The organism is Bacillus safensis (genome assembly GCF_039619585.1).
Taxonomy (GTDB): Bacteria; Bacillota; Bacilli; order Bacillales; family Bacillaceae; genus Bacillus; species Bacillus safensis.
The window spans coordinates 681,312-696,614 of the sequence record NZ_CP154909.1 but is presented as its reverse complement, the minus strand read 5'-3'; the positions used below and the strand labels follow the sequence as shown (position 1 = coordinate 696,614).

14 protein-coding genes are annotated in these 15,303 nt (G+C 42.3%); 6 read left to right on the top strand and 8 right to left on the bottom strand.

Annotated elements, in window-relative coordinates; translation table 11 throughout:
- The first annotated feature begins 82 nt into the window (after positions 1-82).
- Together AAYR28_RS03445 and AAYR28_RS03440 are read left to right on the top strand one after the other, a co-directional pair.
- The gene (locus AAYR28_RS03445; RefSeq protein WP_120208641.1) at positions 83-2,122 is read left to right on the top strand and encodes a penicillin-binding transpeptidase domain-containing protein; all 2,040 of its coding nucleotides are present in this window, start codon (positions 83-85) and stop codon (positions 2,120-2,122) included.
- Between the two features lie 147 nt (positions 2,123-2,269).
- The gene (locus AAYR28_RS03440) at positions 2,270-3,508 is read left to right on the top strand and encodes an MFS transporter (protein ID WP_120208644.1); all 1,239 of its coding nucleotides are present in this window, start codon (positions 2,270-2,272) and stop codon (positions 3,506-3,508) included.
- A gap of 235 nt (positions 3,509-3,743) precedes the next feature.
- Here the strand turns inward: AAYR28_RS03440 and AAYR28_RS03435 are convergent, their stop codons facing one another.
- From AAYR28_RS03435 to rfbF, 5 genes are read right to left on the bottom strand one after another with little or no spacing between them, the layout of a single operon-like run.
- Positions 3,744-4,673: a putative nucleotide-diphospho-sugar transferase gene (locus AAYR28_RS03435; RefSeq protein ID WP_120208647.1), complete on the bottom strand. Its 930-nt coding sequence runs from the start codon at positions 4,671-4,673 to the stop codon at positions 3,744-3,746.
- The gene (locus AAYR28_RS03430; protein WP_120208649.1) at positions 4,674-5,864 is read right to left on the bottom strand and encodes a glycosyltransferase family 2 protein; all 1,191 of its coding nucleotides are present in this window, start codon (positions 5,862-5,864) and stop codon (positions 4,674-4,676) included.
- Positions 5,861-6,772: a putative nucleotide-diphospho-sugar transferase gene (locus tag AAYR28_RS03425; protein WP_120208652.1), complete on the bottom strand. Its 912-nt coding sequence runs from the start codon at positions 6,770-6,772 to the stop codon at positions 5,861-5,863. The genes AAYR28_RS03430 and AAYR28_RS03425 overlap by 4 nt, the downstream gene beginning before the upstream one ends.
- A 12-nt stretch (positions 6,773-6,784) precedes the next feature.
- Positions 6,785-7,756 carry a GDP-mannose 4,6-dehydratase gene (locus AAYR28_RS03420; RefSeq protein ID WP_120208654.1) on the bottom strand — a complete coding sequence of 324 codons (972 nt, stop codon included), beginning with the start codon at positions 7,754-7,756 and terminating at the stop codon, positions 6,785-6,787.
- A 4-nt stretch (positions 7,757-7,760) separates the two neighbouring features.
- A complete protein-coding gene (gene rfbF, locus AAYR28_RS03415) occupies positions 7,761-8,525 on the bottom strand; it encodes a glucose-1-phosphate cytidylyltransferase (protein WP_024424573.1) in 765 nt (254 codons plus the stop codon).
- Positions 8,526-8,881: 356 nt separating this feature from the next.
- On the opposite strand from rfbF, the gene AAYR28_RS03410 reads away from it, so the two are divergent.
- Positions 8,882-9,031, top strand: coding sequence for a DUF1540 domain-containing protein (locus AAYR28_RS03410; RefSeq protein WP_073204211.1), 150 nt, complete (start codon positions 8,882-8,884; stop codon positions 9,029-9,031).
- A 198-nt stretch (positions 9,032-9,229) separates the two neighbouring features.
- Positions 9,230-10,309 (top strand): DUF3900 domain-containing protein, encoded by a 1,080-nt coding sequence (locus tag AAYR28_RS03405; protein ID WP_024426661.1) that lies wholly within the window; start codon positions 9,230-9,232, stop codon positions 10,307-10,309.
- A 63-nt stretch (positions 10,310-10,372) separates the two neighbouring features.
- Here the strand turns inward: AAYR28_RS03405 and AAYR28_RS03400 are convergent, their stop codons facing one another.
- Positions 10,373-11,575, bottom strand: coding sequence for an MFS transporter (locus AAYR28_RS03400; protein WP_120208657.1), 1,203 nt, complete (start codon positions 11,573-11,575; stop codon positions 10,373-10,375).
- Positions 11,576-11,679: 104 nt separating this feature from the next.
- On the opposite strand from AAYR28_RS03400, the gene AAYR28_RS03395 reads away from it, so the two are divergent.
- The gene (locus AAYR28_RS03395; protein WP_120208659.1) at positions 11,680-12,588 is read left to right on the top strand and encodes a LysR family transcriptional regulator; all 909 of its coding nucleotides are present in this window, start codon (positions 11,680-11,682) and stop codon (positions 12,586-12,588) included.
- 36 nt (positions 12,589-12,624) lie between these two features.
- Here the strand turns inward: AAYR28_RS03395 and AAYR28_RS03390 are convergent, their stop codons facing one another.
- Positions 12,625-13,104: an aminoacyl-tRNA deacylase gene (locus AAYR28_RS03390; RefSeq protein WP_024424568.1), complete on the bottom strand. Its 480-nt coding sequence runs from the start codon at positions 13,102-13,104 to the stop codon at positions 12,625-12,627.
- Positions 13,105-13,249: 145 nt separating this feature from the next.
- Here AAYR28_RS03390 and AAYR28_RS03385 point away from each other — a divergent pair, with 145 nt between their 5' ends.
- Positions 13,250-14,449 (top strand): MFS transporter, encoded by a 1,200-nt coding sequence (locus AAYR28_RS03385; protein WP_120208661.1) that lies wholly within the window; start codon positions 13,250-13,252, stop codon positions 14,447-14,449.
- A gap of 17 nt (positions 14,450-14,466) precedes the next feature.
- Here the strand turns inward: AAYR28_RS03385 and AAYR28_RS03380 are convergent, their stop codons facing one another.
- Complete coding sequence (locus AAYR28_RS03380) at positions 14,467-15,198, bottom strand: MurR/RpiR family transcriptional regulator (RefSeq protein WP_024424566.1); 732 nt, start codon at positions 15,196-15,198, stop codon at positions 14,467-14,469.
- Positions 15,199-15,303: the final 105 nt, after the last annotated feature.

Sequence of the window (15,303 nt, the reverse complement as noted above, 5' to 3'; positions counted from 1 at the left end):
TAGGTTTCTATGAGAAACTATACAAATCACGACCAATCACTGTAAAATATAGAGGATCTAATCAAAAATTGAGGTGTTTTCATTGTATACGGGTCAAAAAAAATCATTTTGGAAACAGAAAAAAGTCATCATCCCTCTTCTTAGCATCATCGTAGTTGCTGCTGCTTTCTTTTTCTTAAAAGATACTCTTTTCTCAAAAGAAAAAGAGGCTTTAAAAGCCGCTCAAAACTTTACGAAACATATGGAGAAGAAAGACTTTACGAAGCTGGCAGATGAGGTGACAAGTGCATCTTTGAAAGCTAATGACTTTTCAAAAAAACAACTAGCCGAAAAATACGACAATATTTTCAACGGCATTGGTGCTTATGATCTGAACATTTCAAAGCTCAACGTTGAAAAACAGGACAAAGGAGATGGGTATCAATTCTCCTATGATGTAACGATGAAAACGTCTCTTGGCAAGCTGCATAAGCTGTCTTACAAGGGCATTCTCACCGAAGAAGATGACAAGTGGAAAGTGGACTGGAAACCAAATCTCATCTTCCCGCAAATGGAAAAAGGAGATACCATCAAGGTCAAATCTGACCCTGCTGTCCGCGGAAACATTGTCGACCGAAAAGGACGTACGCTCGCAGAAACAACTGGTGGAAACGCACTTGGCGTCATCCCAGGTAAGCTCGGAACAGGGGAAGAAAAAGAACGCAATATCAAAAAAATCAGCAAAGCTTTTGATATAGAGGAAGAACTCATCAACAATCAGCTGAAACAAGCATGGGTCACAGACGACACGTTTGTCCCGCTCAAATCGATGTTAAAACAAAAGCCAATTCCAAAGGACATAAATGGCGTTACCTATCAAACGAAGGAAATGCGCTACTATCCATATAACAAAGCCGCCGCTCATCTCACCGGTTATGTCGGAAAAGCAAATGCGGATGATATCAAAAGAAATCCAGCATTAAAGGCGGATCAAATCATCGGCAAAACCGGCCTTGAATTCACATTTGACAAAAACTTACGCGGACAAGATGGCGGAAGCATTCTCATCGTCCATGATGAAACAGGCATTGAAGAAACATTGCAAAAATCAGCTCGAAAAGATGGAAAAACAGTGAAGCTGACGATTGATGCTTCTTTGCAGAAAAAAGCCTATGATCAGCTGAAAGGTGAAAAAGGGGCCGTCACAATCATGAATCCATCAACAGGTGATCTATTAGCACTTGTCAGCACCCCTTCCTACGATGTCAATCTCATGACAAACGGGATTACACCTAAGCAATATCAGGCATACAGTGAAAATCCAGACCTTCCATTCCAAGCTCGATATGCGAGCCGGTATGCACCAGGCTCCACATTCAAAACCATTACAGCCGCCATTGGGCTGGAAACAGGTGTCACAAAGCCCGACAAAGTGCGTACCATTCATGGACTGAAATGGCAAAAGGATCAATCTTGGGGAAATTATCGCATCACACGTGTTCACGATAAAGAAAAAGTCAATATGGTCGATGCCCTTGTGTACTCAGACAATATTTATTTTGGACAGGAAGCACTCGAAATCGGCAAAGACACCTACGAGAAAAAAGTGAAAGCATTTGGATTTGGCGAAGACTTACACATGCCATTTACAATGAAGCCTGCACAAGTATCAAACGATGGTATTCAATCGGATATCTTACTGGCTGACTCGGCGTATGGCCAAGGCGAATTACTCATGTCACCGATTGAACAAGTACATGCCTATTCTCCATTTGCCACAGGAGGCAAGCTTGTCTACCCTCGAGTGATTCAAGATGAAAAAACAGCATCACCAAAACAAATCATCAAAGAAGGCTCGGCAGACACAGTGAAAGACGCATTGACTAAGGTCGTGACCAGTCCAAACGGAACAGCCCACTCCTTACAAATCGAAGGAGCGGATATTGCCGCTAAAACGGGAACGGCAGAATTAAAAAGCAAACAAGGTGCAACAGACGGCACTGAAAATGGATTTTTACTTGCGTTTAATCCTAAAAAAGAAGATTACGTCCTCGTCGGCATGATCGAAGGGGTGAAAAACCGCGGCGGCAGTGGACTCGTCGTTCAAAAAATGAAGCCTGTCATTGCTTCTTTTTACAAATAACTCTTTAGAGACACAAGCTCAATCAAATGCTTGTGTCTCTTTTTTTCTAAATCATGACAATTTGCTATTGTTTTATAGTTCACCTTATGAATAAAATGAGAAGAATGCAAAAAACAGAAAACAGATAAATGAAGGGAGGAAGTCTCATTGGCCATTGCTGCTCGTACAAAGGATAAACCTCAACATTCTGTTACCGGCTCAACGGTTTATCCCATCTTATTGATTATTGGTATTTGTCATATGCTGAACGACACATTACAAGCCGTTATTCCTGCCATGTTCCCTATATTGGAACGCTCAATGGGGCTGACCTTTACACAATTAGGGCTGATTGCTTTTACATTAAATATGGTCTCGTCCGTGATGCAGCCAGCTATTGGGTGGTACACAGATAAACGGCCGATGCCTTATGCACTTCCGATTGCTTTATTTTCAAGTGCTGTCGGTATATTCGGACTCGCGTTTGCTCCATCCTTTGCCACCATTCTGCTTTGCGTTGTCTTTATCGGACTCGGCTCTGCGATCTTCCATCCAGAGGGCTCCCGTGTTGCCAACATGGCAGCTGGTCCAAGACGAGGTCTTGCCCAGTCCATCTATCAAGTAGGCGGGAATACAGGTCAAGCCTTTGCTCCGCTTATCGCTGCATTAATGCTCGTCCCGCTCGGTCAGACAGGCGTGGCTTGGTTTACGATTGTTGGAATGTTGGCGGTTGGTTTCCTTCTTTATATTTCAAGATGGTACGCAGGAAGGCTTCAAACCATTCGGGCCGAAGCGAAAAAAGCTCCTGCAAAAGCTGTCAGATCTGATATTCATCGTAAATCAGCACTCATTGCACTTGGCATTATCGTCTTTCTCATCTTTGCCCGCTCTTGGTATGGAAATGCCATTTCGAATTTCTATGCGTTTTATGCGATTGAACAATACGGTTTGACGATTAAAGAATCACAGACTTATATCTTCTTATTTCTTATTCTAGGTGCAATTGGGACATTTGTAGGCGGGCCGCTTGCAGACCGCTTTGGCAAGAAAAACGTGATTTTAGTTTCCTTATTGGCATCCTTCCCGCTTGCCCTGCTGCTGCCATTTGCCGGACCGGTTTTTGCTTATGTTTTACTCGGACTGATTGGGCTCATTTTGACATCAAGCTTCTCTGTCACCGTGGTTTATGCCCAAGAACTATTTCCCGGGAAAATTGGCACAATGTCTGGTTTAACTGTTGGGCTTGCGTTTGGTATGGGTGCAATCGGATCGGTTGCCCTCGGTTCATTCATTGATGCCTTCGGCTTAACGCCTACCATGATCGGTGTTGCCTTTTTACCGATATTAGGCATCCTAGCCTTCTTACTTCCTAGCGACCAAACCATCTCCAAATGGAATGAATCATAAAAAGAAAACCGCTCAATAAATGAGCGGTTTTTTCCGATTGTTGACAAAGGGATAAAATGATGTGTATTTTAGCACTTTGTCTTCTTTTCAGCGTGATAGAAAACCTTTGCAGTCTAGGAAGGACAGCTACTTTTGCGGAGCGAATATGTTATTCGTGAGCACCAGCGCACAGGAGTGACACCGAATGCGAGGGTTTGTCTACACGCTGAAACCGCTCAATAAATGAGCGGTTTTTTCATCTCTCATAAAAATGCGTGTCAGGAACATGCTTCCTTGCAATAAATCCTTGCTTAAATTCTGGAAATACCTTTTGCACCTGCTTAATCTTTTGATGAACCAAGTCGGCATACGGAATATACAAATGATCCACAAGCTTCTGTTCTTTCATATAGTAATACCAATTAAGGTTAAAGGTATTCTCGTCAATGATCGTAAAGGCAGAAAAATGATAGAACAAGAGTGGACATTCGTCGAGATACATATCTCCTTTTACAACTGAAAGCTTGTAGTTTTCAATGTTCCAAATTGCCGCATTGGCTCCTTTAGATGCAACGATATGAACCCCTTTAAAATCATCAATCCATCTTTCCACATACCGCTGATCTCCGTACGTCTTTTTTTCTGTATCCATTTCTACAGTACAATGGGCAAGACAGTTTTCTTTCCATTGCGTGACTGCCTGTTTGGCAACATCTGTGTTACGGCAGCCTACAAACCCAGTATTAAAGCGGCCAGACAACTCATAAAAATGATAGAACCGCTTGGAATTCATATGATCCGTCAAAAATAAATGAGCGCTTGGATTCTCTGCAAAAATCGCCTCTGGATCATGATAAAAATACAAATCCGTATCCAGATGGGCAAGATAATCTGCATCTGAGGACTCAAGAATTTTGAGCAGAAAAGCAGGCTTTAATGTCCAGCAATACTCATGAAACGTTCGATCTTCTTTTGCCTTTCGCAGCGTATCATCTTCAATGTCCTCAAGCTGTTCATATTGAACATGCGGATGAGGGAACTCCTTTAATACCTTATAAGCCAAAGGGTCTGCACATAAAACGGACAGCTTGAAGGCATGGGCGTTTTGTTCAAGCGAATGAATCAGCGCCAAAAGCTTAAAAACATGGGTATTCGACACAATGGTTGTAAAGTGATAAGACGCCATTTACAACACATCCACTTGGAACAAATCAACGCGCAACAGCTCTTTCGTCAGCCCTTGAATGGCTTCTACAAGCACCATGCAGCCATACTCCTCACGTGCAAGCTGCGCCGCTTCTGCAAGCTTTTTCAAAGGAACATGCTTGGCTGTCAACATATCTTTTTTATCCCGCTTGATGCCTACATTCCGCTCTGTGATCAAATGAATCAGCTCTAAAAAATAAGATAACAGGTCATCAAATGCTGGATTCTCGCGCAGCTGGCGAACTTCTTTCACAATATCATTTGTCACAGTGTGAGAAAACGGACCTGAGAAAGCCAAGTGGACATCAATGGAATCAATATTGTTATACTTCTCACACATATACAAAATGTTGTATTTGATGTCATCAAATGACGTTAAATTACTTGGATGCTCTTGATGCACACTCATGATATCCTCTCGCAATTCAAAGGAGAGACCAAGCTGATTCAATCGAATCCCTAAATCATAATCCTCAAATCCGTACCGAACGATATTTTCATCAAACATCCCTAGTGCCATGACATGCTTACGTTTAACAGAGGAGTTATTTGTAATAAAAAATCGCCATGGCAGCTCATAAGAACCTAAATCATAGTGGTACGTTTCCAAAATGTCTTTCAGAATATCAATAAACTCAGACTGCAAATCGAAGCTTTTCTCTAAAAATGCACCATTTTCGACTTCTTCCAATGATAAAAGAGATGTTTTGTCCTCCATTTTCCGTTTATACAGTCCTTGCTTTTTCAACCGCTTCATATGATCCTTATCAAACGCTTTGTAAAAATAGCGATAAATCCGCTTCCAGCACACACCGCAAATGACAAGATCCTCCCTGTCAGCATGAGCCTCTGCATGCTTTTGAATAAATCTCGGTTCTGCCAGCATATCACTGTCATGAAAAATGAGCAGATCTCCCTCCGCCTCGCGAATGGCATGATTACGCCCCTTTGCAATCCCTTGATTGACAGGAATACGCACCTTTTTAAACGGAAAGTTCACCTCAATATTCTCGAGCATTTCCATCGTGCCATCCGTTGAGCCATTATCGGCAACAATGACCTCAAATGGAATATCTGTTTCCTGAAGCGTTAATGAAAAAAGGCTTCCTTCTAAACGCTCTTTGGCATTATAGCTTGGAATAATGACGCTTACCTTTGGCTTTTCGTTCATGCGTCATCCTCCTCCCGTTTGGCATAGCCGTTAAACAGCGGATCGACCTGCTCCACAGATTCAATCACATGGCGAAGCACTTGCCGATAGGCTTCTTGGAAAAACGGCAGGTCATTTCGTCCTTTTTCATGAATTTGCTGCATCTCACCCTTGCTCACAATCCGAAAGCCGCTGTAATGATAGCAAATGAGCGGGTGCCCATCCTCCAGAAGAATACGTCCATTCTCCTCCCGATAAGAATGCTGCCCATAGTTCCAATGACCAATATTCACGCCTTTTGTCTCAATATCTTCTACTTTGTCAAACAGCCTCGGCATATGATCTAGATATCCTTGATCGCCAAACTTGCCTTCTCCCGGTGCATTTTTACATTCTTTTAAGCATTCTTCTTTCCACCAGCTGAGGCATTTTCGTCCGGCTTCATCTCCTTTAAAATGCAGAAAGCCTGAGTTATAGCGTCCTAAAAGCTTCTGAAGCATCTTCACTTCCTCTGCATCAAAGCTTGGAATGACAATATCCCCTCTCGAAATTAAAACAGAAGCATTCGGCTGATGTTGAAAAATCACCTGAGGGCTCTCATAAAAGAACAAATCCGCATCGAGATAGGTCACGCTCTCTGCCTGCTCCTGTTCAAATAACCACTCAATCCAAATCGGCTTTAAGGTCCAGCAATATTCCGATGCATCCCGTTCCTCTTTTTTCTCCAGCAGCTCTGGTGTTTCGAGCTCCCGTACATGAACAAGATCCACATGCGGAAAATTCATTTGATGAAGCAAATCAAATGCAGCATCATCCATGCATAACGTCTTGATGACAGCATCATCTTCTACTTGCTTCAACGATAAGAAAAACGCAATGGCTTGATAAAGTCTTCCACTTGAAAGAACCGTACAATATATGCTGTTCATCTTTTTACACCTCTATTTTTGAAAGAATTCGCGGTACCATTCAATCGTCTTATCTAAGCCTTCATCAATGGAGTAATCAGGCTTCCAATCAAGCAGCTTTCTCGCTTTCTCTGCTGACAAATATTGATGCTTAATTTCATGTGTTCCTTGGTTGAGAATACGAGGCTTCAGTTCACTTCCCATTGCCTTTAAAATCTTATCCACAAGCTCTAGCACTGTCAGCTGAATTTCGTTACTAAAGTTAAAGGCTTCTCCCGCCAGCCCTTTTTCCTCCATCTTCTCAGCTAGCAGCAAATAAGCCTTCACTGCATCTTCAATGTAGAAATAATCACGAATAAATGTCCCGTCACTTCTAATTTCCGGCGCCTTTCCTTCTAACACAAGCTGAATGGTTTGCGGAATGATTCTGTTGAAATTCAAATCTCCGCCTCCATATAAATTACCGCAGCGTGTAATACAAACTGGAAGACCATATGTGTTGTAGTACGTATGAGAAATGAGATCTGCACAGCTCTTCGAAACATCATACGGATGTTTCCCGTTTAACGGCATGTCTTCATCGTATGGCAGCTGCTCTTGATCACCGTATGCTTTGTCACTTGATGCCACGATCACTCGTTTGATCAGCGGCTGTCTTCTGCAAGCCTCCAGCACATTCCATGTCCCTAAGATATTCGCTTCAAATGTAGAAACAGGATGTCTATTTGCGACTCCAACAATGGCTTGGGCAGCCAAGTGGAAGACGGTGTCAATTTCATATTCTCCTAACGCACGTTCAATCGTCTGCATATCCTCTAATGCGCCTTGCACCACATTCATTTTTTCAAACTGACTGCCTTGATATAAATTCGATCGAGGCACCTGATCACGCACAAGTCCAGTCACGTTTGCCCCTTGATCAATCAATTCCTTAACGAGATAGCTCCCTAACAGCCCTGTACATCCAGTTACAAATACGTTCTTTCCATTCCAAAATCCGCTCATGCTGTCACCAAACCTTCCATGGTTGTTTTCCATCTGTCCACATGTCGTTGATTTCCTTCAGGTTTTTATACGTATCAATTGCTGTCCAAAATCCGTGATGCTCATAAACGGCAAGCTCTCCATCATCCGCCAGGTTTTGAAGAGGCTCCGCTTCAAACACGCATTGATCATCATCTGTCAAATAATCAAATACCTTTGGAGACAACACAAAAAATCCTCCATTGATCATCCCGATACTGTCTGTCTTCTCAGAGAAGGATTGTGCCATCCCGTTATACACCTTCAGTGTCCCGTACTGGGACTTCTTTTCAATGCCTGTGACAGTCGCAGCTGCTCCAAGATCCTGATGACGTTTCAGTAAATGAAACATATTGATATTGGCCAGTCCATCACCATACGTCATCATAAAGGTCTCATCACCAATGTAATCCTGTGCCTGCTTTAAACGTCCGCCTGTCATCGTATCTTCACCTGTATCTAAAAAGGTGATTTTCCAGTTCTCCTTTTTCCCTAAAAGCTTCATTTCTCCTGTCGCCATATCGAGCTGCATGCTGTGATGCTGCCAGTCGTAGTTCAGAAAGTACTCTTTGATCTTCTCTCCTTTATATCCAAGCAATAGGATAAATTCGTCTACACCGTAATACTGATAGATTTTCATAATATGCCATAGAATAGGCCGATCTCCGATCATAGCAAGTGGTTTAGGAAGCGCTTGTGTGACCTCACTCATTCTCGTTCCCTTTCCTCCGCAGAGAATGACTGCTTTCATCTTCTCCCCTCATCTCTCTATGAAGATTTTTTGATTAAAAACCCTATCTTTATGCGGAAAATCAGTACATGTACCCCCATACTTTGTCCGACATCAGGTTTTGAATCTACTCTATTCATATGTCGAAATGAGAGAGTGTGCCACCTAGCATTTAACTATTTTTACAAATAAAAAAAGAGCGAGATTCATATTCTCGCTCTTCCAAAGTTTAAATTGTATATTTTCAGGGTAGATGGTATGATAAACATGTGCATAACCAGCACAAACAGCCTCTTTCTACAAAGAGACTACTAGATTGAATGAATTCAAGTGGCAGCTTGTTTCATTCTCAATATGAATCACGGAGGTGAATTCCCTTGGCACAAAACGTTCTTTGTGAAGTGAACTCTTGCCGTTTTTGGGCTGAAAACAGCTGTACCGCTTCTACCATTAAAATCGGTAAAAACACGATGACTGAAGTGACTCGCAATGCTGAAACTGATTGCGAAACATTTGAAACAAAATAATATTTTTCTCTGAGATGAAGGAACTGGCAGGTTCCTTCTTTTCTTTTACCATTCTATCAAGAATGATAATTATTATCAAGTGTTTTTCAATAAACATTTCTCGGGAAATAATGACACGATATTTCTCCATTCGTTGACGATTTTCACTCCTTTTTCTATACTCAACATATCCGAAGAAGAAAAAGTGGTGACCAATCAATGGATTTTACGATACGTTTTCTATCATTCTTTGTCGTGGAAATCGAAGGCAAAGATGAACAAGCAAATAAACGATTTAAACATTATCAAACACTAGATCAAGAGGAATTTGAACAAAGTGAGCTGAAGGACTTTTTAGACGGTGAACTGAAAAAAATCGTCAAACGAAAAGTGGACCGACACCCTAAATCTGAACAAGTACCGACCAAAATTGGCCGATTTATTGTAGAGCCTGGTCATGAGCTTGATTCAAATCCAAACTACAACCTATTTCATCAAACGAGATTTGCAGATACAAAAGAATTGTTTAATGAATGCAGTGAACAGTTTGTTCGCACATATTTAGATACAAGTGCTGTCAGAGGCGGCGTTTTTTTAGTTGCTTCTGCTGTTCCTAAAAAGTATTTCGATGATTCCTTTGTCTTTATTATGAAATGCGATTTCGAACAAAAAGTGGCTTCTATCGCTGATACATCTACCTTGATTAGAAAAGTCGAAATGGCTATTACGACAAAAAACATGAAATCGATTCAATACCCGTTTATGCCAGAAGAGGGAATGACTGAAGAAGCTGAAGTGAAAATTCACCAATCTTCACACGCTCGTTATTTTGAAGACTTTTTGAAGTTCGTCGAATACGGTGAATCCATGCCTGAAATCATGAAATCACAGGTTATGAATATGGTACAGGAACAGGTTTTTGAAACATTACAGGATGAAAGTGAAGAATTAAAGCAGTTTGAAGAGGATCTTGAAATATGGGAAGCGAGTGAAAAGCGAGAAATTAGAGAAACACTCGATACAGAGCAGGTCACACAAGCGGCCTCCCATATTGTGGAACAAACCCCTGATATCACAATGAAAATGCGTCTAGGCGAAACGGAAATCAAAGGTCTTCTAGCAGACTTTGGCCACTCGATCCATATTGCAAAGCTCAACAATCGATATGTCGTGCTCGTTGAAGCAGATCAAATCGTCTTCGAAAAAGGAAGCACACCTGTTGAGTTTCATAAACCAAATGGGTTAAAAGAGGTGGTCAGCCAGCTAACGCAAAAAGCCTATGATTCAGATCTAGAATAAAAAGACACGACTGCCTCTTGCATTCAGCGCATGAGGCAGTTTCTTTGTATAACGCTTGATTTATTAAGCTGGATCAGAAGTAACATGCAGCTCCCTGCCTCTTGCCCACATGCTGACAAGCAATAAGCTTATGATGAGCATCAGCCAAAAGACGCTGCTTGATCCAAAAAACTGAATCATCGTATACCCGCACAAGGGTCCTAAAGCCGCTCCCATATCTTGAACAAAGGAATAGCTTGCGAGGAAGCGGTTTTTATCTGTTTGAGCAGACGCTTTTTGAAAAGCAAGCGTATCCGTTAATGTCGTTAAGATTGTTGAGAGCAGCTGGATCAAAAGCAGCATCACAAGAAACCAGCCGCTTACCTTCAGCATGACCGCCAGAAAACTGAGACCTCCAAATGAAAGAAACATCCAGCAAAGCGTTCGTTCCTTCATCACAAGCCCATCAAACCATCTGCCCGTTTTCGGTGCGACAAATGGTTCCCACCCCCATCTGAGCGCTTGAATGATTCCACTTAAAGCCGAAGCTCCGATGACAAAGCCGAACAGAGCAAATTCTCCATGACCGATCCTTGCTTCAATGACATGGCTGAGTGTTGATGCGAATAACCCTTGGATCACAAGTGCGATCAGCATACCTGTGATTAATACTTTTACAACATCCCGTGCAAGCCACCTCTGTTTGATGACTTGATACACCTGCCCCTCTTCTCCCTTTTCAATCTCATCCAAAGAGACATAAAAAATGATCCCTAGTAATGAGAGTAAACCAAAAACAAGCGTCATGGACTGGAAGCCGATCAGGCTGGCGAATATTCCGCCAAATAACATGCCGAATAAACTGCCAAGCCGGTAAAGCCCATTATAAATGCCCGTATAATGCCCTTGAGAGCTTTCCTCCATCTCAGCAATTAATCTCATTCCACTCATACGCAATAACGTCCATGCCAGCCCCCAAGCGCAGCGGCAAATCAGCAGCAGCCAAAAACCGCTCACACCATAAAGCACTGTGGTCACTGATGCAATCAAAATAGCGATCAATACACCGGTCTTCATTGGGACAAACCGATAGAGCCACCAAACGACAGGTGTTAGCGGGATGCGGACGAATCGGTTAATGGACAGCAGCAGCCCGACCTCCCAAATAGATGATAAACCAACCTCTTTCCAATAGATCGGAAGAACAATATAAAGCATTGAATCCCCAATCAGTGCAAATGCTGTGATAAGTGATATTGACACCACTTGCTTTTGACGATGATCCATTTTCCCTTCCCCCTTCGCTATCTTTACAATAAGGGATGCCTTATAATAAATCTAATGAATGTTTTTGATTAAACCATCAAAATAATTGATAGGTGGTGTTAAAGTTGAATTTACATGCCCTTCGGATTTTTGCAAAGGTCGCAGAGACAAAAAGCGTTACACAAACAGCAGACGTGCTATCTTTGACACAGCCAGCTGTGACGGCTCAGCTTAGAAGCATTGAAAGTGAGATCGGTTTCCGTCTTTTTAAACGAAATGGCAGAGGCATTACACTTACGGAAATGGGGAAAATTCTATACCCTTATGCCCGGCAAGTGTTCGAGGCTGAAAAAGAAGTAGAATATCAGATCACACTGTTACAAAACGGAAAAAAGGGGCGGCTCCGCATCGCTTCTACCTATGTACCACTCAACTTTTTACTGCCAGATTGGCTTGCTGCTTTTAAAACATCTTCACCACAGACAGAAATTGAATTAAAAAGTGGAAACTCCGCTCAAGTTTTAGAGAGCCTGCTTCAATATGAATCAGATGTGGCCATCGCTGTGATCGAGGAGTTGCACCATGAGGAGATTCTCACTTCTCATTTAACGAATTTAAGCTATGATTTTATTGTGCCGGCAGACCATCCGTTAAACGGAAAAACCGTCCCACTGGAGCGCCTGAGTCAGGAGCCTTTTTTGATGCGTGAAGAAGGCAGTTCCACAAGAGATAAACTCTTTTCTCTTTTTACCTCGAAAGGAATCAAAAAACCGACCGTTGATTTACAATTCAGCGGTGTTCATGAAGCGATTCAAATGATCAAAGCTGGATATGGCATCACACTTGTTCCCCGTGATGCGGTTCATGGCAGTCTCAAGCGGAAAGAAATTGGGCGCGTGTACATTGAAGGCATTGAGATCGTCAGACCGGTGGTTGTGTGCAAACGGGCGAATGATCTTGAAGAAAATAGAACCGTGGATGCCTTCCTGCAAATGAAAGGTATCGGTCCATTTACTACGCCTGCTGCCAATTAAAAAAGTGCCTGCTTCTGAAACAGGCACTTTTTTTCTCTATTCAGCTGGCTGCACGATGTCAAACGGTACAGCTTTTGAGGCTTTCACCAATTGTTCTGGGGTGATGAGGATTTCATTTCCCCATTCGCCTGCCCCAACACCTAATATTTCCTCTTCTAATAACGAAGCCTCAATAATGGTGCGGAATCCTTCTGGCTGCCAGCAAAACGGCGGAATCGAACCAATTCGATAGCCCGTCACTTCAAGAACCTTCTCCGGTGAAGCCATTTTAATATTACGGGAGCCGGCCGCTTTCTTGAGTTTCCCTGACTTAATATGCTGGTCAGCGCCAACCATCACAAGCAGCTGCTCTCCTTCTCCTGTTTCAAAAATCAATGTTTTAATCATTTGTCTTTCACGAAAACCAAGAGCTGCCGCTACATTTGCTGCTCCTTTTTCTGTTTCGGCAGAAAATGTTTTGATCTCATATGGGATGCCATGTTTGTCCAAAAAGTCATGTGCCGGTAATTTTTTCAATCGATTGAACCCCTTTCCTTACAATGTCCTTCATTTAGCTTATCACAATCTTCTCATCCTTAAGATGTATTTTTCAATGAAAAACCTCTGGACACACCATCACCATGCTATACTGAACTTGTTTTTGAAAAGGAGCCGGTTTGATATGGGAAACAAGTTTTGGTGTTATACAAGCAGTAAAAGCCTTCTCATGCTGAGTGATATTTTATTTGTCATGACGATCACGTTTGTCATTTATCAAGATACACAATCTGTTGCCTATGCGGCTGTCTTTCCGCTGATTAGAACGATATGCCAGCTATTGGCTGGGCTCTTCTCTCCTGTTTTAACCGATTACTTTCAAGCTGGCCGGCTATTGAAATGGGTCCCGCTTTTACGTCTTGGGATGCTCATCGTGTTTACAGCCCAATTTCATTTGTTTCAGCAGCATATGGTCTGGTTGTTTAGTGCGCTTATTTTGATTTCCCTCACAGGCGGGTTCATCAGTCCTTTAATGCAGGCCATCATGCCGATGCTTGTACCAGCAAATCAGCTTGTGAAAGCAAACAGTACAGCGTCCATTTTTCATCAAATGGTTCAAATCGCCGGTTATTCGTTCACTGGAATGCTCGTCCTATGGATCGGGCCATTTTATTTAATGTGGATCACCTGTGTCATGATTGTGTTGTCTTATCTATTATTCATCCCTGTCTTTCCTCTTCTCAAGCAAGAAGAGACGGTTCGAAAAACAAATAAGATGAACAGCTTCAAAGATGGCTGGACGATCATTTGGAGAAATAAAACGGTGCGCACCCTGACCTTTATGGATGTTTGTGAAAATATTGCGGGTGCTGTGTGGATCGGTGCGATTACGCTTGCCTTTGTCACCCATGATTTAAAGCAAGGTGAGGAATGGTGGGGATTTATCAATGCCGCTTATTATACAGGTGCCATCATAGGCGGGCTCTTAGCTGCATGGATGAGTCAGTTTATTCAAAAACAGCTTCTCCTCTATATGGCAGCTGGTTCATTCATTTATGCAGTGCTGACCATTGTCTATTCACTGAACAGCCTGCCGTGGCTTGCTTTGGTGCTTTGTATTTTGATTGGGCCTGCCTACCAAATCCGAGATGTTTCGCAGCAAACCATTCTTCAAACGGAAACGCCAGTACATGATTTATCAAAGGTGTATTCGGCTCACTACGTCCTTTCTTCAGTATCGGTCGGTTTATCTATTTTCTTTGTTGGATTGATTGCAGATGTATACGGGGCGAGGTCTGTGTATTTACTGGGCGGTCTATTTGTGCTCGTTTGTTCCGGCATTGCCATCCTTGCTTTTATGAAGCAGAAAAAAGAGAGCAGCTGATGTATGCAGCGGCTCTTTTACTTTTCTTTTAACATCGCAAACATGTCACGGGCCATGGCTTCTAAAATATACACAACTGGCGTCTGTGTGGTGATATTGGCTCTGTGGACCCGCTCATCTGTGACGTAGTAGGCAATATTTAAATCTGAAATGCGTGAAATCGTGCAGTGCTGGTTATTCGTAATACTAATGATCTTGCTGCCTTCTCTTTTTAACTTCGAAATATGATCAATCGTAATACTGTTCTCCCCTGATACAGACAGCACAATGGTGACACTATTGTCTAAATACTGCATATTCATCGGGAAAAACGGATCGTTGATGTAAAATGAAAATTTCTCAAGACTTGAAAAGTACCTCGCCCCATACTGCGCCAAAATGCCAGAACTGCCAGTTCCGATAAACAGCACATTTTTTGCCTCAGCAATGAGCTTCGCGGCCTCCTTAATTTTCCCCTCAAAGTCTCCCTTCAATGTTCGTTCAATAAATTCATATAGAAAGTGCTGTGTGCTTTTTAAAGAAGGTGTCTGCTCTGATTCTAAATACATTTTGAGCTTCACTTTAAACTCTGAAAAGCCTTCACAATTTACTTTTCGGCAAAAGCGAAGGACAGACGAGGTGGAAATATGTGCAGCATCTGCAAGATCTCGAATTCTCATGTACACGACCTTTTCACTGTTTTCCATGATATATCGGTATAAAGCGCTTTCTAGTTCATTAAAGCTGGAAATGACCTCACTTGAAAACATCTGACTTCCCCTTTCTCCAACTACATGTCACAATGTGTTTCTTTTATGTAACAAATCTCTAAATAGGGCACCCTTGCCTAAAGACGCTGAAGTCATTTACGCACA